This is a genomic window from Kocuria sp. NPDC057446, from assembly GCF_042802875.1.
Classification (GTDB): Bacteria; Actinomycetota; Actinomycetes; order Actinomycetales; family Micrococcaceae; genus Kocuria.
On sequence record NZ_JBHVDI010000012.1, the window covers coordinates 1 to 23,062 of the forward strand.

The window sequence follows — 23,062 nt, forward strand, 5'->3', positions numbered from 1 at the left end:
CCCCCGAGGGGCCGGCGGGCGTCGCTGTCGGAGACGGGTGCGGGATCAGGCGTCGCCGCCCGCGTTGCCGGTGGTGCCGGCGGTGACCTCGTCCAGGCGGTAGCGCTCGAACGCCCGGGCCGGGGCCCCGTCGTCCACCTCCCCGCGGTCGGCGAGCATCTGCAGTGCCCGCACCACGATGGAGTGGACGTCCGTCCGGAACCAGCGCCGGGCCGCGGCGCGGGTGTCGGAGAAGCCGAAGTCGTCGGCGCCCAGGGTCGCGAAGTCGTTCGGCAGGTACTGCCGGATGCGGTCCGGCAGCTCCGAGACGAAGTCCGTGGAGGCGATGACGGGCCCCTCCGCCCCGGCGAGCTGCTGGGCCACGAACGGCACCCGGCGCGGTGCCCCGGGGTGGTGGAACGCCTCCCGCTCGGCGGCCAGGCCGTCGCGGCGCAGCTCGTTCCACGAGGTCACCGACCACACGTCCGCAGAGACCTGCCACTCCTCGGCCAGCAGCTGCTGGGCCTGCAGGGCCCACGGCACGGACACGCCCGAGCCGAGCAGCTGGACCTTCGGACCGGGGTGCTCGGAGCGGGCGACCCGGTGGATGCCGCGCACGATGCCCTCGACGTCGACGCCCTCCGGCTCGGCCGGCTGCTGGTACGGCTCGTTGTAGACCGTCAGGTAGTACATGACGTCCCGATCGGGCGAGTCCGGGCCGTACATCTGCTCGAGCCCGTGCCGGACGATGTGCGCGATCTCGTAGCCGTAGGCCGGGTCGTAGCTGCGCACCGCCGGGTTGGTGCCGGCGAGCACGGGGGAGTGGCCGTCGGCGTGCTGGAGGCCCTCGCCGGTGAGCGTGGTTCGCCCGGCGGTGGCCCCGATGACGAACCCGCGGGTCATCTGGTCGGCGGCGGCCCAGAAGGAGTCGCCGGTGCGCTGGAAGCCGAACATCGAGTAGAAGATGTAGACCGGCACCATGGGCTCGCCGTGGGTGGCGTAGGCGGTGCCCGCGGCGGTGAACGCCGCGACGGCGCCGGCCTCGTTGATCCCCGGGTGGAGCAGGACGCCCTGCGGGGACTCCTTGTAGGCGAGCATGAGCTCGCGGTCCACGGAGAGGTAGTTCTGGCCGTTGGGGTTGTAGATCTTCGCGGTGGGGAAGAAGGAGTCCATGCCGAAGGTGCGGGCCTCGTCGGGGACGATGGGCACGATCCGGTGGCCGAAGTCCTTGGCCCGCATGAGGTCCCGCAGCACGCGCACGAAGGCCATGGTGGTGGCCGCCATCTGCTTGCCGGAGCCCTTCTTCGCGGACCGGTAGGCGTCGTCGTCGGGCAGCTCCACGGGCGCGGGACGGTTCCGGCGTGCGGGCAGGCCTCCGCCCAGCGCCCGGCGCCGCTCGAGCAGGTACCGGATCTCCGGGGCGTCGGGGCCCGGGTGGTAGTACGGGGCGCCGTAGAGGTCGTCGTCGATCTGCTCGTCGGTGACCGGGATGCGCAGGAGGTCGCGGAAGGCCTTGAGGTCCTCCAGGGTCAGCTTCTTCATCTGGTGGGTCGCGTTGCGTCCCTCGAAGGAGGCGCCCAGTCCGTAGCCCTTCACCGTCATCGCGAGCACCACGGTCGGCCGGCCCTCGTGCTCGGTGGCGGCCTGGTAGGCGGCGTAGACCTTCCGGTAGTCGTGGCCACCGCGCTTGAGGGCCCAGATCTCGTCGTCGCTCATGTGGGCGACGAGCTCCTTGGTCGTGGTGGACCGGCCGAAGAAGTGGTCGCGGACGAATCCGCCGGACTCGGCCTTGAAGGTCTGGAAGTCCCCGTCGAGGGTCTCGTTCATGATCCGCACCAGCTCGCCGTTCGTGTCGGCCGCCAGCAGGGGGTCCCACTCCCGTCCCCACAGCACCTTGATCACGTTCCAGCCGGCGCCGCGGAAGAACGCCTCCAGCTCCTGGACGATCTTGCCGTTGCCGCGCACCGGCCCGTCGAGGCGCTGCAGGTTGCAGTTGACCACGAAGTTCAGGTTGTCGAGCTTCTCGTTGGCGGCCAGCTGCAGGAGGCCGCGGGACTCCGGCTCGTCCATCTCGCCGTCGCCCAGGAACGCCCAGACCTGCTGGTCGGAGGTGTCCTTGATGCCGCGGTGCTGCAGGTAGCGGTTGAACTGCGCCTGGTAGATCGCGTTCATCGGTCCGATGCCCATCGAGACCGTGGGGAACTGCCAGAAGTCCGGCATCGAGCGGGGGTGCGGATAGGACGGGATGCCGTTGCTGCCCTTGGACTTCTCCTGCCGGAACCCGTCCAGCTGCTCCTCGGTGAGCCGGCCCTCCAGGAACGCCCGGGCGTACATGCCCGGGGAGGCGTGGCCCTGGAAGAAGACCTGGTCCCCGCCGCCGGGGTGGTCGGGGCCGCGGAAGAAGTGGTTGAAGCCGACCTCGTAGAGGGTCGCCGCGCCCGCGTAGGTGGAGATGTGGCCGCCCACCCCGATTCCCGGGCGCTGGGCCCGGTGCACCATCACGGCGGCGTTCCAGCGCAGCCAGCGGCGGTAGGTGCGCTCGACGTCCTCGTCGCCGGGGAACTCCGGCTCCTGGTCCACGGCGATCGTGTTCACGTAGTCCGTGGTGACCGCCGGGGCGGCAGGGGTCGCCGATCCGGGTCGGGGGGCCGACGCCTGGAGGATGTACTGCGTCCGCTCCCGCACCTGCTTCTCGATGAGGTCCTCGAACGATCCCGCCCACGCCGCGGTCTGTCGCGGGGAGCCGTGGGGGAGATCGGGTGCCGGTCGGTGGTGGGTCTCGACCAAGGGGTCAGGGTTCACGTCAACTCTTTCTCAGTAGTGATGGGTGGAGAAGAGATCTGTCCGGTGCACGACCTGCGGCGCCGGGGTCCCCGGCGCCGCAGGAGGTTCACGGTGGATCGATGCTGGTGCGTCAGTGCGCGGAGGAGCCGCCGGGGCCGCCCGGGGTCCTGCAGACCCTGGTGTCGATGATCTCGCCGGCGGCGGTGACCACGGGGACCGGATTGCCGTCGCAGTCCACGAGCTTGCCGTCCTTGACGGTGTCGCCCTCCTGCAGGTGGTCCTGCAGGTGCTCCAGGCTCTCGTAGCGCACGGCGCGCACCGGGGCGTTGGCGAAGACGGAGCCCGTGCCCCGCGCCGGGTTGCCGGCGCGGAACTCGTTGTAGAGCAGGTTCAGCAGCACGGCCATCACGGCCGCGGAGCTGATGCCCGAGTGGAAGATGGTCTCGAACCAGCCCGGGAAGTTCGCGTAGATCTCCGGGACCGCGATCGGCAGCATGCCGAAGCCGATGGACGTGGCCACGATGATCAGGTTGGCGCCGTTCTTGTAGTCCACCTTCGCCAGGGTGCGGATGCCGGAGGCGGCCACGCTGCCGAAGAGCACGATGCCGGCCCCGCCGAGCACGGGCGGCGGCACCGCCGCGACGACCCGGCCGAGGACGGGGAGCAGGCCGAGGACCACCAGGATCACACCACCGGCCGTGACCACGAAGCGGCTCTTGACGCCGGTGATGGCGACGAGCCCCACGTTCTGGGCGAAGGCGCTCTGGGTGAAGCCGTTGAAGAGCGGGGCGACCGCGGAGGCCGCCATGTCGGCGCGCAGGCCGTCGGCGATGCGCTTCTTGTCGACCTTGGTGTCCACGATCTCGCCGACGGCGATGATGTCGGCGGTGGTCTCGGTGAGGATCACCAGCACCACGATGAACATGGAGAGGATCGCGGCCACCTCGAAGACCGGGGGCCCGAAGGCCAGCGGCTCCGGGAAGGCGAAGATGTTGCCCTCGAGCACCTGGCTGAAGTCGGCCTTGCCGAGCAGCGTCGCGGCGATCGTGCCCAGCACCAGGCCCAGGAGGATGGACAGCCGGGAGATGACGGCGCTGCCCACCTTGGACAGCAGCAGGATGATCAGCAGCGTCAGGCCGGCCAGCCCGAGATTGCCCACCGAGCCGTACTCGGGGGACTGCGCGTTGCCGCCCATGGCCCATCGGGCCGCCACGGGGAACAGCGTCAGGCCGATCGCGGTGATCACCACGCCGGTGACCACCGGGGGGAAGAAGCGCACGATGCTGGCGAAGAAGGGCGTGATGAGGAAGCCGAGGACCGCGGAGGCGATCACGGCGCCGAAGACGGCCTGGATGCCGCCGTCGCCCTGGGCGATCGCGGTCATGGTGGCCACGGACGCGAAGGAGGTGCCCTGCACGAGGGGCAGCTGGGAGCCGAAGAACTTGATGCCCCACGACTGCAGGATCGTGGCGAGACCGCCCACGAAGAGGCAGGCCGCGATGAGCAGGCCCTGCTCCTGGGGGCTCACCCCGGCGACGCCGCCGATGATGAGCGGTGGTGCGATGATGCCGCCGTACATGGTGAGCACGTGCTGCAGCCCGTAGCCGAGGCTGCTGCCCACCCCGAGGTACTCGTCCTCCGGACGGGGTCGGGTGCGGGTGCTGGGCGGCTCGGCGGTGCGTGACCTGGCCATGGTGTTCTCCTAGGGATCCTGGTGACGGGAGAGACCCGGTGCCGGCGTCGGGGCGGGACCGGGGCGGAGCGAGGAGGTCGAGAGAGGTGCGCGGTGCGCGGTGGTCGCGGCAGGAGTGCCGGACGGGCGGGCGGCGGGCTCGCCGGCCGCAGGAGGGTGTGGCGGGGGCCCGTCGTCGTCGTGCGCGGACGGCGACGACGGACCCCGGTGGCGCCGCCGTGGGCGGCGCCGGGCGGGGCGCGGCTCAGCAGAAGCCGGCGATGCCCATCCAGGCGTGCTCGTTCTCGGGCGCTCCCTTGCGCTGGACGGTGGCCTCGATCAGGCCGAACGGACGGTCCGCCGCGTAGTGCGTCTCGTTGTTGTTCGGCAGGTCGCAGAACCCGAGGTCGTAGACGAAGTGGTGCTTGTTCGGGCAGGAGAACTTGATCTCGTCGATCTCCGGGTGGGCCTCGATGACGGCCTTGCCCATGAGGTAGAGGGTCTCCTGCAGCGCCCGGGAGTAGTGGTCGGTGAACTTGCTCAGGATGATCTTCTTGACGTCCTCGTAGACGGCGTCGAAGTCCACGTCGGTGGTGTTGTACCGCCAGCGGGTGGCCACGTCCGTGGACATGATCCGGTCCTCGGTCTCGGGCAGCGTCGTGTACTGGTCCTTGGGGTAGCCCGCGAAGCCGGACTCGGTGGACTTCAGGACCGTGAGGTCCTTGAACCCGGAGATCACGGTGCGGGACCCGCCCTCGGCCACGACCACCGCGGTGCGCACCTCGTCCTTGTTCTGCACGAAGCAGTGGTCGTGGTCGTCGATCCGGTTCCAGGCGTGCTCCTGGGCGGCCCAGCGGCCCCCGGTGATCCACTCGAACTCACCGGTGAAGTGGTCGGCGAGCTTGAGCAGGAACTGCTCGGGCGACTCGATCCCGTACTGCTGGGCGAAGGCGAAGACGGTGTTCTTCTGCGTGTCGGTCGGCACGCAGTGGGCGTTGTCGCCCTCCGTGTGCACCGCTTCGAGGTCGCCGCGCAGCTGCGAGGTGACCACGAGGTCGCGGATCTCGTGCCGGTCGGTGGCGCGGTCGACGCGCACGACGTGGTTCTCGGCCTTGCCGTACTGGTTCTTGCCCAGGACGACGGTGTCCGTGGCCGTCCGGGTGGTGACGTCGGTCATGACGGTTCTCCTTCGAGTGTGCGAAGTGCTCTCTGCTGCTCGGGGCGGTCGAAGACGGGCGGACCCGTCAACTCCTGGGTCAACTGCCCCGGTAGGTGGAAAAGGCGAACGGGCTCAGCAGGAGCGGCACGTGGTAGTGCCGCTCCTCGGCCTGCACCGTGAAGTTCACCGTCACGAACGGGTAGAACGTCGGCTGGTTCCGGCCGGCGAAGTACTCTCCCGTGGCGAAGGTGATCCGGTAGTCGCCGGATTCCAGGGTCTCTGGGCCCAGTTCGGGCACGCGGCCGTCGGCGTTGGTCTCGGCGGTCGCGACGGAGGTGCCGTCGGCGGCCTCGAGGGTCACGGCGATCCCCTGGGCGGGGGTGCCGGTGACGGAGTCGAGGACGTGGGCGGTGACGTAGCTCATGGGGTGACGAGTCCTTCGAGTCGGAGGAGGGCGATCTGGCGCAGCTGGTCGGCGACCACGGCCTGTTCCGTCCCGGGGTCGTTGTCCATGCGGGCGGAGAGCTGGTCGAGGATCTCCTCGGGGGTGCGCCCGGCGGCGCGGATGAGGAACACCTGGCCGAACCGCTCCTCGTAGGCGAGGTTGCCCTCGCGCAGGCGCTGCTGGACGCCGGCGTCCGACGGGTCGACCGCAGACTGCTCCGCGCGCGAGAGTCCCGCCTCCGCGTGGTCGCCCTCGGCCCGCTCGCCGATGCGAGGGTGGTGGGCCAGGGCCCCCTCGATCTCCTCGGCGCTGAACGGCTTCGCGGCCGTCCGGGCCGTGGCGAGCAGGGCATCATGGTGGGCGTAGGGCCGGGCGTCGACCACGGCCTCCAGCCAGCGCGGGACGTCGAGCGCCGGCCGGACGACCTCGGTCGCCTGGGTCCTGTTGAGGGTGTTGAACTCGGTGAGCTTCATGGGGTGCGCCTTACGACCTTTCCGGATTCCATAATGTGGAATAAAACTTTCACTACATACAGTGAACTGGCTCACAGGCGAGAAGTCAATGGGTCGGGGAATATTCCACCGACCATGACGGGCCCGTGGTCGCGGCGTCCGTGCACACCAGGATCGAGGAGGCAGAGATGCAGGCAGCGAGAGATGTGGCAGAGGGGTCGGGGCAGGGGGCGGCGCACGAGAAGGTGGCCGTGGTGACCGGGGCCGGCTCGGGGATCGGCCGGGTCGTGGCCCGGCACTTCCTGGCGGCCGGATGGGTGGTCGTGCTCGCCGGCCGGCGGCGCGCCGCGCTGGTCGAGACGGCCGGAGGGGATCCGGGTGCCCACATCATGCCGGTCGACGTGGCCGACGCGCAGAGCGTGTCGGAGGCCTTCCGGGAGATCGAGCGGCTCACCGGGCGGATCGACGTGCTGTTCAACAACGCGGGCACCTTCGGGCCCCGCGGCGAGGTGGACGAGATCGATCCGGAGGAGTGGGGGCGCACGCTGGGGGTCAACCTCACCGGGGCGTTCCTGTGCTCGGCGCAGGCCGTCCGGATCATGAAGCGGCAGACCCCCCGGGGCGGGCGGATCATCAACAACGGCTCGATCTCCGCGCACGCGCCCCGGCCGCTGTCCGCCGCCTACACCGCGAGCAAGCACGCCGTCACCGGCCTCACCCGGTCCCTCGACCTGGACGGGCGCCCGTACGGCATCACCTGCGGGCAGATCGACATCGGCAACGCGGCCACGGAGCTGCTGGCGGGGCTGGGCGTGGACGGCGGCGCCCTGCAGGCCGACGGCACGCTGCGGCCGGAGCCGAGCTTCCCCGTCGAGGAGGTGGGACGGGCCGTGCTGATGATGGCCCAGCTCCCTGCCTCCGCCACGGTCAACTCGCTCGTGCTGACCGCCTCCGGGATGCCGTTCGCCGGCCGCGGCTGACGGGGCGGGGGTGCACTGCGACGCATCGGCGGCGGCGCCCCCGAGGTCGCGGCCCCTCTTGACGGCGAGCCCTGGAGTCGCTAAATTCCATATTGTGGAAACATAATTCCGTAGTACGAATCCAGGAGGAACCCGTGAACCACACCGCGCCGTCGCCCGCACCTGCGGTCTTCTTCGACTACACCGCCATCGACTGCGACCCGGACCTCAGCCGCCCGCTGCAGCGGCACCGGCGGACCGCCCCCCTGTGGGCGCTCGCGGTGTCCTCGGCCTGCGTGGGCGCGATGGTGGGCCGCGTGGCCGCTCGACGCCTCCCCTAGCCACGTCCTCCAGGAGCCGGAACGGACCAGCGCGCCGGCTCGCTTCACCGATCCACCCCTTGAGGAGCTCCCATGACCCAGCAGATCCAGACCGGCCGGCAGGCCCCCGACCTCGCCCTCACCGACCACGAAGGACGGCGGGTGCGGCTCTCCGAGCTGCGCGACCGCAAGGTGATCGTCTACTTCTACCCCAAGGCCTTCACCCCCGGCTGCACCTCCGAGGCGTGCGACTTCCGGGACAACCTCGCCTCGCTCCAGCACCTGGGCTACACCGTGCTCGGCGTCTCCGGGGACGACCCCGAGACCCTGTCCCGATTCGCCGAGGAGCACCACCTTCCCTACCGGCTGCTCTCCGATCCCGACGGGCAGGCCGCCCGGTCGTGGGGTGCCTGGGGGGAGAAGACGGTCAACGGGCAGATCCGGACCGGCCCGCTCCGCTCGACCTTCGTCATCGCGCAGGACGGCACCGTGAGCTCCGCGGAGTACAACGTCCAGGCCGAAGGCCACGTCAAGAGCCTGCGGGAGCGGCTGGGCGGCTGAGCAGCACCGGTCCGGACAGCGGCGCGCGACGACGAGCGCACCGAGCTGCCGAATCCCTCCCCCTTTCCCGCGTGCCGATGACAGGACGTTCCATGAGACGAGCGAAGATCGTTGCCACCTTCGGCCCTGCCGTGGCCGGCCGTGCCCGGACCCGGGCCCTGCTGGCGGCCGGGGTCGACGTGGCGCGGCTGAACATGAGCCACGGCGACCACCGGGTCCACGAGACCACCTACCTCGACATCCGGGCGGCCGCGGCCGAACTGGGCCGCGAGGTGGGCGTCATGGCGGATCTGCAGGGACCGAAGATCAGGCTGGGCCGATTCCTCGACGGCCCCCACCACCTGGCCGTCGGCGACCGGTTCACCATCACCGTCCGGGACGTCGCGGGCACCCCGGAACTCTGTTCCACCACCTTCACGGGCCTGCCCCGGGACGTCCGCGCCGGCGATGCGCTGCTGATCGACGACGGCAAGGTCGCCCTGCGGGCCGTCGAGGTCACGGAGCACGAGGTGGTCACCGAGGTGACGGTGCCCGGGACGGTGTCGGACAACAAGGGCATCAATCTCCCCGGGGTCCCGGTCGATGTTCCCGCGCTGTCGGACAAGGACGAGGCGGACCTGCGCTGGGCGCTGCGCCGGGGGGTCGACTTCATCGCCCTGTCCTTCGTCCGCGACGCGGCCGACGTCGACCGCGTCCACGAGATCATGGACGAGGAGGGCCGTCGGGTCCCGGTGATCGCCAAGATCGAGAAGCCCCAGGCCGTGGCCGCCCTGGAACGCATCGTCGACGCCTTCGACGCCCTCATGGTCGCCCGCGGCGACCTGGGCGTGGAACTGCCCCTCGAGCAGGTGCCGATCGTGCAGAAGCGGGCGATCGAACTGGCCCGGCGCTGGGCCAAGCCGGTCATCGTGGCCACCCAGGTCCTGGAGTCCATGATCGACAGCCCCCGGCCCACCCGCGCGGAGGCCTCCGACTGCGCCAACGCGGTGCTCGACGGTGCGGACGCGGTCATGCTCTCCGGGGAGACCAGCGTGGGCGCCCACCCGGTGGGCACGGTGCAGACGATGGCCCGCATCATCACCTCCACCGAGGCCCACGGACTGGAGCGCATCCCGCCCCTGGGCAGCGCACCGCGGACCCGCGGTGGGGCCGTCACCCTCGGCGCGGTGGCCATCGCCGACCAGCTCGGGGCGCACTCCATCTGCACCTTCACCCAGACCGGGGACTCCGCCCGCCGGCTCTCCCGGCTGCGCCCGCTCCGACCGGTCTACGCGTTCACCCCCGCCCGGGACGTGCGCAATCAGCTCACCCTCGCCTGGGGCGTGCATCCCGTTCTCGCCCCGGCGCCTGCGCACACCGACGCGATGGCCGCCCACATCGACACCGCGCTGCTGGGCATGGAGCTGGCCGCGCCCGCGGACCTGGTGGTGATGTCGGCCGGCTCGCCTCCCGGGGTGCCCGGATCCACCAACCTCATCAAGCTGCACCAGATCGGCGACGCATCCGGCCGAGCCGCTGATCCGTCCCCCGGGGTCTGAGCCCGTCGAGCGCTCCGGCCCCGGAGGGCGGTCGGGGCTCAGCCCCGGAAGGTCAGCTCGGTGCAGAGGTCGTCGCCGAGCACGAAGCGGCGCACCGGGGCGCGCAGGGCGCCGGAGAGGTGGTCCGCACCCGGGAACCGGATGCCGGGCACCCCGTCCCCGATGAGCATGGGCGCGGTGGTGAGGTAGAGCCGGTGCAGCGTCCCCGCGGCCAGGAACCGGGAGACGGTGCGTCCGCCGCCCTCGACGAGCACGCGCTGCAGGCCGCGCCGGGCCAGCGCCCCGAGCACGACCGGCGGAGCCAGCCCGTCCTCGCCGACGGGCACCCGCAGCACCGTGACGTGCGACGCAGGCGCAGCGGGCACGTCCGCGTGCGCACCGACCACCCACAGCGTGGGCGCGGCGCCGTCCGTGAGCACGGCCGAGGTCAGCGGGGCCCGCGCCGAGGGGTCCAGGACCACCCGGGCGGGGTGGGCGCCGGGCACGGCGCGGACGGTCAGCCGGCAGTCGTCGGCGACGACCGTGCCGACGCCCACGACCACGGCGTCCACCAGCGCCCGCAGCCGGTGCAGGTGCTCCCGGTCCTCCGGGCCGGTCACGAACTCGGCGTGGCCGGTGCGGGAGGCGATGAACCCGTCCAGGCTCTGTCCCAGCTGCGCGAGGACGAGGGGGCCCCGGTGCGCCACGAGCGGTCCGTAGCGCTCGACGAGCTCCGCCCCCGGCTGCGGGACGGACCGGGTCCGGCCGGCGAGCAGGGCCTCCCAGGCCACGGCCGCGGCGCCGGTCGTGGCAGGGCCGTCGTCGTCGGGGGACGGCGGGGCGTCTCCGGCGACGCGGGGCGCGGGGCTCTCGGGCACGGGGGCAGCCACGGGGTCCGTCACGGGGTCAGTCCCGGGCGAGGAACCGGTCCCGGGCCGTCTCCTCGGCGATGGCCCGCAGCCGGTCGTACTGGTGGGCGGCGCTGGACTCGAGCGTCCGCAGCTCCTCTGCGTCGAGGCGCGGTTCGGCGGGGACGAGCTCCAGGAGCGTGACCCACATGCTGCGCTTGGCGACCACCAGGGACTGCAGCATCTCGAGCTCCCCGTGGGCGGCGATGCCGGTCCGCTCCCGGATCCTGCTCAGCGGATTGAGCCGGGAGGCGATGCCCGTGACGGTCCCGAGCCCCTTGGCCACCCGCCGCCGGGCGGAGGCCGGGCGGCCGGAGCCCGGACGGCCGGAGCCCAGCCGGTCGAGCATCGCCTCGAGGCGGCCGATGTCGTTCTTGATCTCGTCGACGAACGTCGCGAACCGGTCCCCGTAGGGGGTGCCGGCCCACGTGGTGGCCGCCTCGTCGAAGAGCCGCACCCCGGAGAGGGCGCCCATGTAGTGCCCGAGCATGTACGCCTCGAGCTTGTCGGTCTGGACCCGTGCGTCCGCGGTGCCGTTCGGGCCGGCGTGCGCCTGCTCGCTCATCTGCTTCTCCTCGCTCGTGGGAAGGACCTTGCCGGTGCGCGCCAGGAGCCTGCCGGCACCCCGTGCGGATCACCCCGGTCCTCCACCCTACTGACTCCGTTCCCGCCGCGGCAGGAGGGCCGCGGCGGGAGCAGTGCGGCGGGAGCCGGTGCGGGGCGACCGGCGGGGAGGGAACCATAAGGGATGTGACTATCATGGGGCCCATGACTGAGAACGCGAGCGGATCCCCGGATCCCGACGAGCAGCAGACCATCGGCGCCTCCAGCCCCGAGCCGGGCAGCGGGCTCGACCGCGACCCGGACGACTGGGCCACCGGCGAGGAGCCGATGACCAGCGCCCAGCGCAGCTACCTCGACACCCTGGCCCGCGAGGCCGGCGAGGAGCTGCCGGCGGACCTGACCAAGGCCGAGGCGTCCAAGCACATCGACCGTCTGCAGGGCGAGAGCGGCCGGGTCCAGGACCAGTAGGTCCTGGACGGGCGGAGGGGGAGCACCGTGAAGATCGTCGTCCTGGGAGCCACGGGCAACGCGGGCACCGCGGTGCTCCGGCGGCTGCACGCCGCGCCGGAGGTCACGCGGATCGTCGGAGTCTCCCGCGAGGGGCCGGAGCGGGACGGTGAGCCCTACGACGGCGTGGAGTGGCACACCGTGGACGTCGCCGCGAAGGAGTCCACCGCGGCGCTGGCGGAGATCATGGCCGGCGCCGACGCCGTGATCCACCTCGTGTGGCTCATCCGCCCCAACCGGGACTTCGCGCTGATGCACGAGACCAACGTGGACGGCCTCGTCCACGTGCTCGACGCCCTGGTCCTCGCGGGTGTGCCGCAGATCGTCTACCCCTCCTCGCTCGGCGCCTACAGTCCCGGCCCCAAGGACCGGACCGTGGACGAGTCCTGGCCCGTCGGCGGCGTCGACACCTCGCACTACAACGTGCAGAAGGCCGAGACGGAGGCGCTGCTCAACCGGTTCGAGGAGGCCCACCCCGACGTGGTGGTGACCCGGCTGAGGCCCGGCTTCCTGTTCCAGGCGGGCGCCGCCCCCGAGATCGGGGACTACTTCCTCGGCGCCCTCGTGCCCAAGGGCCTGATCGCCCGGCTGCGCCTGCCCGTGCTGCCGTTCCCCGAGAAGTTCCGCTTCCAGACGCTGCACACCGACGACGTCGCGGACGCGTTCTGGCGGGTGATCCAGCACCGCGCCGGCGGGGCGTTCAACATCGCGGCCGAGCCGGTGATCGGCGCCGACGGCGTGGCACAGGTGCTCGGCGCCCGGCGCGTGCTGCCCGTGCCCCCGGCCCTGGTCCGGGCGCTCGTGGCGATCACCTACCGGCTGCGGCTGCAGCCCACCGACCCCGGCTGGATCGACCTCGCCGGCGCCGTGCCGATCATGGACACCACGCGGATCCGCGAGGTCACGGGCTGGTCGGAGTCCGTCAGCTCGCTCGAGGCGCTCCGCCAGCTCGTGGACCACCTCGACGACCGCGAGGGCCTCGGCAACCGGGAGCACCGGCCCCGGTCCCCACTGGTCTAGCCGCACCGGACCGCCGCGGGCGTCAGCGCACGGCCGGGGCGGCGGGACGTCGCCGCAGCCAGAGCTCCGCCGCCAGGGCGTGGAGGCCCAGGCCCAACCAGAACGCCGGCGCGAAGGCGTCCTGCAGCGTCATGCCGCCCGCACCCACGAACACCCCGATCCACAACCGGATGGTGCCCACCCCCAGGCCGACGGCGAAGGCGCGGATCATCCACCTCCGGTGCGCCGCGATCCTGCGGCTGCGAACGGCGCGGTAGGCCAGCACCAGAGCCACCAGGAAATAGGCGCCGAACACCGCGGTCGCCGCGGACTGCCAGAAGCCTCCGTAGGAGAACGGGATCCCGAAGGCCAGGGCGAACACGCCGCTGACCATCCCCAGGGAGAGGACCGCCCTGCCCATCCGCCGGTGCAGGCGGAGATGCCGTCGGCGGAATCCGCGGGAGAGCTGGAACGGGGCGCCCACGAGGTACAGCACCCCCGGCACGATGTGCAGATAGGCCGGCCAGGGACGACCCACGTACCGTTCCTCGAACGAACCGGTCGCGGCGGGGAGCCCCAGCACGATCAGCGGCAGGTCCGTGCTGACGCGGATGACCGCGAAGACCAGCACCACCGCCGTCAGGAGGACCACCGCGGACCAGATCGCGAACCGGCCGGACGACACGCTCACCCCGCCAGTCTAGGGGCCCCGGTCACCGGACCGGCAGCCCGCGTCCGAGCGATGTCGCGGAGCGGTGCCGCCGGTCAGCGCCCCCGTCGCCGGAGGGCGGCCATTGCCGCGCTGATCACGACCATGGCGCAGGCCGCGCCGACCGCGGCGGCGAACGCGCCCCGGTGCCCGGCGCTCTCGGCCAGGAGACCGGCCAGCGCGGCGCCTACCGCTGAGCCGAGGACCACACCGCTCGCGAGCATCGTCATGACCGTGCCCAGCCGCTCCGGCCGGGCGACGTCCCCGCCGATGGTGTAGATCGTGACCATGGCGGGCCCCAGCGGCAGACCGGCGAGCAGCAGCACCACGAGCATCGCGCCGATCCCGCTCGGCAGCAGGAACAGCAGGCTCAGGGCGGCCATCGCGGCGGAGCTGACCACCCAGCGGGCGGCGGGCCGGAAGCCCTGCGGCCACCACGCCACGGACAGCGCCGCGGCCGCGGAGCTGATGCCGAGCACGGCGTAGAGCAGCCCGGTGGCACTCTGGATGCCGAACGCGCCGCCGAAGGCGTTGAGGCCGTTCTGCACGGCGCCGAAGAACGCGCCCATCGCCACCATCCCCAGGACGGGGAGCAGCACGAGGAGCCGCTCGCGGCCCGGGACGGGACGGACCGCGGCCCGCCGCCGGTCCTCGCGGGAGACGGCCGGGACCGCGAGCCGGGTGGGGTGCACGGCGAAGGTCGTGACCATCGTGAGCGTCAGGGCCGCGGCGAGGAGGAAGGGGGACCAGGGGGCGACCAGGGAGGCCAGCAGACCCACCAGGGCGGGCCCGAGGACGAAGGTCAGCTCGTCGGCGGTGGACTCGTAGGACAGTGCGGTGTCCAGCTCGCGCCGGTTCCCGCCGACCAGTCCCCGCCACCGCACGCGGGCCAGCGGGCCCACCTGGGGGCAGGTGGCGCCCACGAGCAGGGACGCGCCGACGAGCAGCGGCACGGCCGGGGCGCCCGGCCCCGCGGGTGCGTAGGCGGTGAGCAGCAGCAGCCCGATGGCCACGGCGTGGGCGAGGGCGGAGACCAGCAGCACGATCCGCTGGCCCAGCCGGTCGGCGAGGTGGCCCATCAGGGGCCCGCCCAGGGCGGAGCCGATCCCGACGCCGCCCGCGGCCAGCCCGCCGACGACGTAGGAGCCGGTGACGGCGGTGGCGAGGGTGAGCGCGCCGACCGTGAGCATGGCCAGGGGGAGCCGGGCCGCGAAGGCGATCGGCAGGAAGTCGCGCCCGGCGAGCTGCACGAGCCGGGCGTACCGGCCGCCGGACGAGGGCGTCGTCCGGCGGCCGGTGTCGTGCGGCGGGGCGGTCGCGGGGGGAGCCGCGGCGGGGGCCGGGGCGGCGACCGGGGTGGTGGAGGCGCGGGCGGCGCGCTCCGCGGTGGACGGGGTGGTCGGCGGGTTCACGGGGGTCCTCGAAGGATGTGCGCACCGTCCCCCCTCCCGGTGCGCCCGACCCGGACAACAGGGACCAGTCTACCGTCGGGACGCCCCGCTGCCAGGGGTGGGGACGCCGTCGCCGTACGTGATCTCCGCCGCGCCCACGGCCGAGGAGACGTACAGGCAGGGGCGGTCGTCGGGAACGGCGGCGCAGACCGTGGCCGCCGTGAGGTCCTCGGGGTCGCGCTCGTCCGCGCCGGCCACGGCGGGGGTCCACCAGTCGGCGTCCGGGACCGAGGCCTCGACGGCCCCCGTCCGGGTCGTGACGGACACGCGCTGCGGCGCCTCGCCGACGAGCCGGACCTCGGTGGCGCCGACCTCGGTGTGCACGTCCAGGTCCTCGCGCACCCGCACGCCGTCGAGGTCCACGGCGCCGAAGTCCGAGGCCGCCCACAGGGTGTTGGCGCCGCCGCTCACCTCGATCACACCGGCCCGGGTGTCCAGCCGGACGTCGCCGAAGTCGCCCTCGACGCTCACGGCGCCGGCGTCCCCGGAGAGCCGGAGGTCCACGGGCTCGTCCTCGGCCGGGACGGTGATCCGCACGTGCATCCCGCTGCCGGCGCCCGGCCACGAGGAGGACGGGGCGGCGTCGATGCTCAGCCGGCCGTCCTCGATCCGGGGCTCGGGGGCGCTCTCGAGCCGGAACCCGGCGTGCACGGACTCCACGCGCAGGTCCGGGACGTCGGCGGTCACGACCTCGATGACGGCCGACCGGCCGTCGACCACGACCGTGTCCACGTCCTCGGTCACGGTGGTGTCCGTCCGGTGCTCCTGGACGGACAGGGACGCGGCAGCGGTGGCGCCGCCGGCGCCCAGCAGGAGGAGGGCGCCGATGCCGCCGAGCACGGCGGTCGGCACGAGCCAGGCGGTGCGCTCGTTCGCGCTGGGGACGTCCGGGGCGGCGGGGTGCTCGGGGTGGGTGCTCATGGCCGGTGCTCCTGGTGGGACGGGTGGACGGGCGGGGTGTGGCCGGGCCCGGGGTCGGGGTAGCCGAGGTAGCGCAGGACCGCGCGGACGCGGCGGTTGCCGCCGTCCTCGTGGGCGAGGCCCAGCTTGGTGAACACGGAGCGGATGTGCTTCTCCACCGAGGACTCGGTGAGGAAGAGGTTCGCGGCGATCGAGGCGTTGGAGAGCCCCTGCGCCATGAGCCCGAGCACCTCGTGCTCCCGCGGGGAGAGCAGGTCCAGGTCCTGACGGTGCCGCGAGCGCACGAGCAGCTGGGAGACGACCTCCGGGTCCAGGACGGTGCCGCCCGCGCCCACGGTCTCCACGGACTCGAGGAACTGGTCGACGTCCGCCACCCGGTCCTTGAGCAGGTACCCCAGTCCGTCCCGGCGGGACGCGATGAGCTCCGAGGCGTAGCGCTCCTCGACGTACTGCGAGAGCACGAGGACCGCGATCCGGGGGTGCTGGGAGCGGACGAGGACGGCGGCGCGGATGCCCTCGTCCGTGAACGTCGGCGGCAGCCGCACGTCCACGAGGGCGAAGTCCGGCTCGTGCTCCTCGACGGCCCTGAGCAGGTCCTCCGCGGTGTCGACGTCGGCGACGACCTGGTGGCCGGCCTCGGTGAGCAGCCGGACGAGGCCCGCGCGCAGGAGGACGGCGTCCTCGGCGATGACGATGCGCATCAGGACCCCGCCCCCCGGGCGACCGGCAGCTCCACGGTCAGCTCGGTCGGCCCGCCCGCGGGCGAGTCGAGGAAGAAGTGCCCGCCCGCGGAACGGATCCGGTCCGCGATTCCGGACAGCCCTCCGCCGGGGACCACCACGGCGCCGCCGCGGCCGTCGTCGGCGATCCGGGCGACCACGCGGGAGGCGCCCGCGGGATCGTCCTCGAGGACGACGCGCACCGAGGCGGCCCCGGCCTGGGCGTGCTTGACCATGTTGGCGATGCCCTCGGAGACCGCGAAGTACACGGCGGCCTCGGTCTCCGGCGCCAGCCGCGGCACCCGGACGTCCACGGCCACCGGGACGGGGGACTGGGCGGCCACGGCGGAGAGGGCGGCGTCGAGACCCCGGTCCTCCAGGACCGCCGGGTGGAAGCCCCGGGCCAGGCGGCGCAGCTCGGCGATGGCGGCCTTCGTGGTGGCGTGCGCCTCCCCGATGAGGTCCTTCGCGCCGGCGGGGTCGTGGTCGATCCGCCGCTGGGCCATCGACAGGTTCATGGCCACGGACACGAGCTGGGGCTGCACGCCGTCGTGCAGGTCCCGCTCGATCCGGGAGCGCTCGGTGCGGGCGCCGCGGACCGCGGTCTCGCGGGCCGCGGCGGCCTCGGCGGCCCGGCGGCGCAGCTCCGCGGCCTCGTCCACCCGCAGCAGCAGCCGGGACAGGCCCCGGTGCGCGGCCACGGCGAGGACCACGACGAGCAGACCGACGAGGGCCAGGGTGATCCCGGCCAGGACGACGGCCCAGTCGGGCCACGTCCCGACCAGCTCGGAGGGCCAGAACGGGTTGTTCGGCGCCGCGTAGAGCGGGGCGAGGGTGAGGGCCGCGGCGGCGCCGGTGCCGGCCAGGGCGGCCACGGCGACCCAGCCCAGGACGGTGGTGAGGAGCAGGTGCAGCAGGCCCGTCCAGAAGGCGGCGTCGGAGACGTCCAGCCACCACTGGTGGACGATCCGCCAGCCGTCGGTGCGGGGGGAGCGGCGCCGGCGCGGGGCGGGCAGGTACAGGCCGAACGCCGCCTGCGTGCGGCGGCGCTCGACCCACTCGATCCCGCGGACCGCGTAGATCGCGGCGACGAGCAGGACCACGCCCACCAGGGCGGCGAGCGAGGCGATGCCGGCGGAGACCAGGGAGACGAGGGCGGTCAGCCACAGCGTGCCGAGCGCGGCGTCCACCACGAGATCGGTGCTGCCGAAGAAGAGGGTCTTCGGGGACCACGGTCCCCACTCCGGGGGCCGGGGGCCGGCGGAGGAACCGGCGGGGCCGGAGCCGCCGGCGGGGCGCGGGGGGTCCTCGGGGGCTCCGTGGTCGGTGCCGGGGGCGTCGGCCGGGGTCCCGGCACCGGTGCCGGGGTCGGTGCCACGGTTGCCCCACGGTACGGGTGGCAGGGGTCGGGTCTCGTGCGGTGTGCTCATGCCTTCACGCTACGGTCGTGCGGGCCCTCCGCACCGCGACGTTCTCCACCCGGTGCTCCTGCGGTTTTCCGCACCCGGGCACCACGGCCCGGTGCCGCCCGCACGAAGCGGGATCAGCCGGCGTCCAGCAGGCTCACCCCCGTGGCCGCCAGCGCGCCGAAGGCGACGCCCCACAGGACGATGGAGACGATCTGCCACCGGATGACGGCGTTGCGGTCCGCGCCGAAGGACACCATGGCCGTCGCCGTGATCTGGCTCGGCAGGATGGTCTGGCCCAGCAGGCTCACGCCCGCCACACCGTACTTGTCGAAGGCCCGGCGCAGCCTCTGCTGCCGGGCCGAGGGCTCCTGCGGGTCGCCGGCGAACCGGCGGCGGAGGCCGTGCGCGCCCAGGACCAGCGCGAGCATGGAGGCGACGTTGCCGACGACGGCGGCCCCGACGGCGATCGCCGGGTCGAGGCCGGCCAGGATGCCGACGACGGACCCGAAGTAGGACTCGACGAACGGGACCGCTCCGGCCACCACCACCCCGAGCCACTGGAGCAGCGGCGGCAGGGAGGCGGTGAACTCCTGCAGGGCGTCGATCATCGGGGTCCTCTTCCGGGAGTCGGCGGTACGGCCGGCCCGCGTCCGTCGCCGGGGCCGCTCCCTGCACGCTATCGGCGGGCGCTGCCCCGGGTCCTCCCCCGGCAGGCGGAGCGGCGGGCGGTGCGCCGGCGGAAACCGTCGGCCGCCGCCCGCCGGTTCCGTCCCGGGGCGGAGCCGGCCATCAGGCCGCGGTCGCCAGCTCGCAGCGGCGCAGCCGGTGGCTGCGGAGGGAGACCAGCCGCCGGAGCCCCGTGCGGTCCTCGACGACCCACGCGATCCCCAGCTGCGGGACCACCTCGCTGATCGTGCCGGTGAAGCACGGCCGCCGGTGCTCCCGGGCCTCGATCCGGTCGCCCGGCAGGACCCGGGCCAGGCCCAGGATCCATCTGCTGCTGTCGCTCATGGGGAGCCCCTTCCACGTCGTGCGCCCGGCCCCTCCATCCTGGCCCCGGCGTGTGGCGGCAGGGTTTCCGGCAGATGGAGATCCCGTGACGTCCTCCCGGCGTCCGGACCGGGAGCCTCCGCGGCGGCGGAGGACGGCGCCGTCCTGCGCCCGGCCCGCAGCGACCACCCCGCCGGCCACGAAGCAGGCCGTCGGGTCCGGCGTCACGGTCGTGGACTGCACGTCGTCGGCGTCCCCGCAGGCGATGAGCTGGTCCGGGAGGTGCTCGAGGGCGGCGCCGGCACCGGGTGTTCCGGGCACGTGCCGCGGCCGGGCGCCGGGGGTCCGGGTGCACCGCCGTTCCGCGGGACAGTACGTATGCTGAGCACCGCGGTGGAACGCGGTCGCCGGAACCGCGCCGGTGCGCGGCGGTGAGCTGCGGGTCGGGGTCTCGGAGAGCCCGCCCTGGACGGAGGTCGCCGACAGCGGCCGGCCCTCCGGCGTCGAGGTCGAGCTGGTCGAGGAGTTCGCCGGGCGGATCGACGCGGAGGTCGTCTGGTATCCCGGTGCCGAGAGCCATCTGATCCGCTCGCTCGAGGGCGGCGACCTGGACGTCGTCGTCGCCGGCCTCACGGACACGTCCCCCTGGGAGCAGCACGCCGCCCTGACCCTCCCGCACACGGAGATCGGGACGTGGGACGGCCGCACCGAGAGGATCGTGCTCGCCACCCGGCTGGGGGAGAACGGCTTCCTCACCGAGCTCGAGACGTTCCTGGTGGAACGGGAGGAGGGGCGGTGAGGCGCGTGCCGGAGCAGGCGCGGTTCGGGGCGACGGAGCTCACGGACGAGCAGTCCGGGACGCTGCGGCGCGCGGTGCGCCTCGAGTGGATCACCATCGGGGTGCTCGTGCTCATCGTCGCGGCCGTGGAACTCGTGGCGGGGCAGTCCCAGGCCATGAAGACCGCGTGGGTCGAGGACATGCTCTCGTTCCTGCCGCCGATCGCGTTCCTGGCGGCCGCGCGCATCGCCCGGAGACCTCCGACGCCGCGGCACCCCTACGGATACCACCGGGCCGTGGGCGTGGGGCACCTGGTCGCGGCCGTCGCGCTGCTGGGCATGGGTGCCACGCTGGTGATCGACTCGGGGACGGCGCTGCTGACCGGCGACCGGCCGCCGATCGGGGTGCTCGACGTGCCCGGCAACCTCAGGGGCTCCGTGGCCGACCTCGTGGACGCCCGGGCCACCACCTTCGACGACGCCGCGCCGCACCCCCTCATCCAGGACGTGACGACGGTGCTGCGCCAGCAGCCGTGGGTGCAGGACGTGGGCGTGCGGGTCCGCGACGAGGGCCACGTCTTCCACGTGGAGGCCTTCGTGGTCCCGGCCGCCGGGGCGCTGCCGACGCTCGAGCAGCTCGCGGCCGCCCGGAAGCGCTGCGCGGACCTGGACTGGAAGGTCGAGGACGTGGTCGTCGCCCCCGTGGCAGAGCTGCCGGAGCACCAGGTCCCGCGCTGAGCGGTGCCCGGGGGAGCAGCAGCAGGGGCCGTGCCCGGCCGGTGCGCACAGAGCGCGCCGACCGCCACGACCCCCGGTGCCGCGGGGTCCGGCCCGCGCCCTTCCGGGCCCGGCCGGACACCGGTTCCTGGCCTCCGGCTGTCCCTCGGTTACCCCTCGGCCGCCTCGCCGGGAGTGACCTCGGTGGCGCGGAGCCAGGGATCTCCCTCGTAGTCGGTGTACAGCTCGTCCTCGAGGTCCACCCCGAGCTCCTCCTCGGCGGTGGCCAGCTCGAAGGAGGCCATGACCGTGCCGACGACCTCCACGGCCTGGTCCTGCTCGAGTCCCGTCGCGCCGAGGTCGTGCAGCACCAGCAGCGGATCGAGGGTGATGTCGTCCGGGTCCCCGATCTCCAGGGCGTTGCCGGAGACGATCTCCACGATCTCGGCCGTGAGAGTGACCTCCTGGCCCTCGTGGACCGCCTGGTCGTCGGTGAACTCCCGGTCGTACGCCCCGTAGAAGGGCATGCGGGTCGGGGTGCCCTCCGCGGCCGGAGTCTCCTCCGCGTCGGGGGTCTCCGCGACCTCGCCGCCGGTGATGTCGTCGACCTCGGTGCCGGCCTCGTCCTCGCCGCCTCCACCGCATCCTGCCAGGGCGAGTCCGGCGGCGGCGAGCAGGCTCACCGCGGCCTTGCGGGTGGTGTGGGTCTCACGCGATCTCATGATGTGCCTCCTGGGTTCGGCCATGGTCACCGGTTCGGCGCATCGACGGTGAGGCACCGGGATCCGGCTGCGTGCCGTTCCACCGTAAGAACGCGCTTCGACCGCTCACAAGGGACGACGCCGGACTCTGCGGATGTTCCCCCAGGCTGTCCGGAGCACTCTGCGCAAGTCGTGACCCGCGTGTGACCCGCCGGCCGGGCGGCGTCAGAGCCTCAGGTGCACGAGGCTCGGCCCCTTCACCGCGAGCGCCTCGAGGACCTTCTCGGCGAGGTCCTCCCGGGTGGCCTCGAGGCCGACCGCGCCGAAGGCCTCCGCGAGCGCCGGCCAGTCCGGCTGCCGCAGGTCCACGGCGAGGGGATCGATGTCCCGGTCGGTCATGTTCTGCCGGATCTCGCCGTAGCCGCCGTTGTCCACGCACACGATCGGCAGGTCCACGCCGAGCTCCACGGCGGTCATCAGCTCCTGGATCGAGAACATCAGGGCGCCGTCGCCCACGAGGCACAGCACCGGGCGGTGCGGGGCGGCGAGCTTCGCCCCGATCGAGGCGGGCAGGCCGTAGCCCAGGGTCGCGTAGGTCCCCATGTAGAGCAGGGAGTGCGGGAGCTGGGCGCGGAAGAACGTGGTGGAGCCCAGATAGGTGACCTGGGAGGAGTCGCCGCCGATGATCGTGTCCTCCGGCACCACGGCCATGATGGTCTCGTTGAGCGCGGCGAGCTCGGGCGCGGTGCGGCGGCCCTCGTCGTCGAGCCGGGCGAAGACCTCGGTGAGGTCGCGCGGGGGGCGCGGGGCGAGCGGGCCGATCGCCTCGAGGAGCTGCGGGACCACAGCCGCGGAGTGGCCGGGCAGCTCGATGTCCGGGTCGAGGTTGCACAGCATCTGGTCCCGCATGATGTCCACGCGCACGACCGGCCCGCCGGGGGTGATGTCCCCGCCCCACAGCTCGGCCTCGCCGACCTTGGAGCCGATCACCAGCAGGGCGTCGGCGGAGCGCAGGAACTCGTGCGCGGTGGACAGGCGCAGATCCGCGCCCAGCGAGAGGCGGTGCCGCTCGGGGATCGCGCCCTTGCCGTTGGTCGTGGTGATGACCGGTGCCTCGAGCAGCTCGGCGAGCTCGAGCAGCCGCGCCCCGGCGGCCAGCGAGCCGCCGCCCGCCAGGATGACGGGGCGCTCGGCGCCGCGCAGCACCTCGGCGGCGCGGCGCACGTCGTCGACCGGGGCCGGCTGCGGGGCCCCGAGCCGGCGCGGCGCCACCTGCCGGTCGGTGTAGTCCAGGTCCGCCTCCAGCACGTCCAGCGGGATCTCGATGTGCACGGGGCGGGGGCGGGAGTGGGCGAAGTCCCGGAAGGCGTCGTGGACCATGGTCACGGCCTCGGCCCCGCTGGTGACCCGGCGGCTGCGGCCCACGATGGCGTCCACGGCCGCGGACGGGTTCTTCGTCTCGTGCAGCGAGCCGATGTCCCGGAAGTCGTGGCCCACGGGCCGCCCGGGGGACAGGATGATCATCGGCCGGGACTCGGCGTGGGCCGTGGCCGCCCCGGACAGCGAGTTGAGCAGACCCGGCCCGGAGGTGGTGATGACCACGCCCGGCAGTCCCGAGACCTGGCTCCACCCGTCGGCGCCGTAGGCGGCGCCCTGCTCGTGGCGGGTGGTGACCGCCCGGATGCCGAGGTCGCGCAGCGGGCGGTAGAACTCCAAGGAGTGGGTGCCGGGGATGCCGAAGACGGTGTCGACGCCGTAGCCGCGCAGCGTCTCCAGCACGGCTCGGGCGGTGGTCCTGCGGGCGGTCATGAGCGGTCCTCCAGGGGGATGGGGTGCGGTGGG

24 protein-coding genes are annotated in these 23,062 nt (G+C 73.3%); 8 read left to right on the forward strand and 16 right to left on the reverse strand.

Features of this window, described 5'->3' with window-relative positions; all coding sequences use genetic code 11:
• Positions 1-45: 45 nt before the first annotated feature.
• From aceE to uraD, 5 genes are all read right to left on the reverse strand, one after another.
• Entirely contained in the window at positions 46-2,781 is a 2,736-nt protein-coding gene (gene aceE / locus ACFU0Y_RS02960) for a pyruvate dehydrogenase (acetyl-transferring), homodimeric type (protein WP_380212954.1), read from the reverse strand.
• Positions 2,782-2,893: 112 nt separating this feature from the next.
• The gene (locus ACFU0Y_RS02965; protein ID WP_380212955.1) at positions 2,894-4,456 is read right to left on the reverse strand and encodes a nucleobase:cation symporter-2 family protein; all 1,563 of its coding nucleotides are present in this window, start codon (positions 4,454-4,456) and stop codon (positions 2,894-2,896) included.
• A 244-nt stretch (positions 4,457-4,700) separates the two neighbouring features.
• A complete protein-coding gene (gene pucL / locus ACFU0Y_RS02970; protein ID WP_380212956.1) occupies positions 4,701-5,612 on the reverse strand; it encodes a factor-independent urate hydroxylase in 912 nt (303 codons plus the stop codon).
• A gap of 79 nt (positions 5,613-5,691) precedes the next feature.
• Positions 5,692-6,018 carry a hydroxyisourate hydrolase gene (gene uraH / locus ACFU0Y_RS02975; protein ID WP_380212957.1) on the reverse strand — a complete coding sequence of 109 codons (327 nt, stop codon included), beginning with the start codon at positions 6,016-6,018 and terminating at the stop codon, positions 5,692-5,694.
• Positions 6,015-6,512, reverse strand: coding sequence for a 2-oxo-4-hydroxy-4-carboxy-5-ureidoimidazoline decarboxylase (gene uraD / locus ACFU0Y_RS02980; protein ID WP_380212958.1), 498 nt, complete (start codon positions 6,510-6,512; stop codon positions 6,015-6,017). Before uraD ends, uraH begins: the two co-directional genes overlap by 4 nt.
• Positions 6,513-6,679: 167 nt before the next feature.
• Between uraD and ACFU0Y_RS02985 the strand changes: the two genes are divergently transcribed.
• From ACFU0Y_RS02985 to pyk, 4 genes are all read left to right on the forward strand, one after another.
• The gene (locus tag ACFU0Y_RS02985; RefSeq protein ID WP_380212959.1) at positions 6,680-7,471 is read left to right on the forward strand and encodes an SDR family oxidoreductase; all 792 of its coding nucleotides are present in this window, start codon (positions 6,680-6,682) and stop codon (positions 7,469-7,471) included.
• A gap of 134 nt (positions 7,472-7,605) precedes the next feature.
• On the forward strand, positions 7,606-7,791 hold the full coding sequence (locus tag ACFU0Y_RS02990) for a hypothetical protein (protein WP_380212960.1): 186 nt from the start codon (positions 7,606-7,608) through the stop codon (positions 7,789-7,791).
• 72 nt (positions 7,792-7,863) lie between these two features.
• The gene (bcp, locus tag ACFU0Y_RS02995) at positions 7,864-8,331 is read left to right on the forward strand and encodes a thioredoxin-dependent thiol peroxidase (protein ID WP_380212961.1); all 468 of its coding nucleotides are present in this window, start codon (positions 7,864-7,866) and stop codon (positions 8,329-8,331) included.
• A 92-nt stretch (positions 8,332-8,423) separates the two neighbouring features.
• Positions 8,424-9,869, forward strand: coding sequence for a pyruvate kinase (gene pyk / locus ACFU0Y_RS03000; protein WP_380212962.1), 1,446 nt, complete (start codon positions 8,424-8,426; stop codon positions 9,867-9,869).
• Positions 9,870-9,907: 38 nt separating this feature from the next.
• Here the strand turns inward: pyk and ACFU0Y_RS03005 are convergent, their stop codons facing one another.
• Both ACFU0Y_RS03005 and ACFU0Y_RS03010 read right to left on the reverse strand, forming a co-directional pair.
• Positions 9,908-10,750 carry a RibD family protein gene (locus ACFU0Y_RS03005; RefSeq protein ID WP_380212963.1) on the reverse strand — a complete coding sequence of 281 codons (843 nt, stop codon included), beginning with the start codon at positions 10,748-10,750 and terminating at the stop codon, positions 9,908-9,910.
• Between the two features lie 4 nt (positions 10,751-10,754).
• On the reverse strand, positions 10,755-11,321 hold the full coding sequence (locus ACFU0Y_RS03010; RefSeq protein WP_380212964.1) for a hypothetical protein: 567 nt from the start codon (positions 11,319-11,321) through the stop codon (positions 10,755-10,757).
• A gap of 203 nt (positions 11,322-11,524) precedes the next feature.
• Here ACFU0Y_RS03010 and ACFU0Y_RS03015 point away from each other — a divergent pair, with 203 nt between their 5' ends.
• On the forward strand, positions 11,525-11,788 hold the full coding sequence (locus ACFU0Y_RS03015; RefSeq protein WP_344122979.1) for a DUF3072 domain-containing protein: 264 nt from the start codon (positions 11,525-11,527) through the stop codon (positions 11,786-11,788).
• Between the two features lie 27 nt (positions 11,789-11,815).
• On the forward strand, positions 11,816-12,847 hold the full coding sequence (locus ACFU0Y_RS03020) for an NAD-dependent epimerase/dehydratase family protein (protein ID WP_380212965.1): 1,032 nt from the start codon (positions 11,816-11,818) through the stop codon (positions 12,845-12,847).
• Between the two features lie 22 nt (positions 12,848-12,869).
• Here the strand turns inward: ACFU0Y_RS03020 and ACFU0Y_RS03025 are convergent, their stop codons facing one another.
• The 7 genes from ACFU0Y_RS03025 to ACFU0Y_RS03055 form a co-directional block, all read right to left on the reverse strand.
• Positions 12,870-13,517: a DUF2306 domain-containing protein gene (locus tag ACFU0Y_RS03025; RefSeq protein WP_380212966.1), complete on the reverse strand. Its 648-nt coding sequence runs from the start codon at positions 13,515-13,517 to the stop codon at positions 12,870-12,872.
• 74 nt (positions 13,518-13,591) lie between these two features.
• Positions 13,592-14,947, reverse strand: a complete 1,356-nt coding sequence (locus ACFU0Y_RS03030; protein ID WP_380212967.1) for an MFS transporter — start codon at positions 14,945-14,947, stop codon at positions 13,592-13,594.
• A 69-nt stretch (positions 14,948-15,016) separates the two neighbouring features.
• On the reverse strand, positions 15,017-15,907 hold the full coding sequence (locus ACFU0Y_RS03035; RefSeq protein ID WP_380212968.1) for a hypothetical protein: 891 nt from the start codon (positions 15,905-15,907) through the stop codon (positions 15,017-15,019).
• Complete coding sequence (locus ACFU0Y_RS03040) at positions 15,904-16,608, reverse strand: LuxR C-terminal-related transcriptional regulator (RefSeq protein WP_380212969.1); 705 nt, start codon at positions 16,606-16,608, stop codon at positions 15,904-15,906. The genes ACFU0Y_RS03035 and ACFU0Y_RS03040 overlap by 4 nt, the downstream gene beginning before the upstream one ends.
• Positions 16,608-18,056 carry a histidine kinase gene (locus ACFU0Y_RS03045; protein ID WP_380212970.1) on the reverse strand — a complete coding sequence of 483 codons (1,449 nt, stop codon included), beginning with the start codon at positions 18,054-18,056 and terminating at the stop codon, positions 16,608-16,610. Before ACFU0Y_RS03045 ends, ACFU0Y_RS03040 begins: the two co-directional genes overlap by 1 nt.
• A 113-nt stretch (positions 18,057-18,169) precedes the next feature.
• Positions 18,170-18,643, reverse strand: coding sequence for a hypothetical protein (locus ACFU0Y_RS03050; protein WP_380212971.1), 474 nt, complete (start codon positions 18,641-18,643; stop codon positions 18,170-18,172).
• A 181-nt stretch (positions 18,644-18,824) separates the two neighbouring features.
• Positions 18,825-19,046, reverse strand: coding sequence for a hypothetical protein (locus ACFU0Y_RS03055; RefSeq protein WP_380212972.1), 222 nt, complete (start codon positions 19,044-19,046; stop codon positions 18,825-18,827).
• Positions 19,047-19,446: 400 nt separating this feature from the next.
• Here ACFU0Y_RS03055 and ACFU0Y_RS03060 point away from each other — a divergent pair, with 400 nt between their 5' ends.
• Both ACFU0Y_RS03060 and ACFU0Y_RS03065 read left to right on the forward strand, forming a co-directional pair.
• Positions 19,447-19,824, forward strand: a complete 378-nt coding sequence (locus ACFU0Y_RS03060; protein ID WP_380212973.1) for a substrate-binding periplasmic protein — start codon at positions 19,447-19,449, stop codon at positions 19,822-19,824.
• Positions 19,821-20,540, forward strand: coding sequence for a cation transporter (locus tag ACFU0Y_RS03065; protein WP_380212974.1), 720 nt, complete (start codon positions 19,821-19,823; stop codon positions 20,538-20,540). The genes ACFU0Y_RS03060 and ACFU0Y_RS03065 overlap by 4 nt, the downstream gene beginning before the upstream one ends.
• 149 nt (positions 20,541-20,689) lie before the next feature.
• Here ACFU0Y_RS03065 and ACFU0Y_RS03070 read toward each other — a convergent pair whose 3' ends face one another.
• Positions 20,690-21,241 (reverse strand): hypothetical protein, encoded by a 552-nt coding sequence (locus ACFU0Y_RS03070; RefSeq protein WP_380212975.1) that lies wholly within the window; start codon positions 21,239-21,241, stop codon positions 20,690-20,692.
• Between the two features lie 204 nt (positions 21,242-21,445).
• Positions 21,446-23,029, reverse strand: a complete 1,584-nt coding sequence (locus ACFU0Y_RS03075; protein WP_380212976.1) for a thiamine pyrophosphate-binding protein — start codon at positions 23,027-23,029, stop codon at positions 21,446-21,448.
• Positions 23,030-23,062 lie beyond the last annotated feature (33 nt).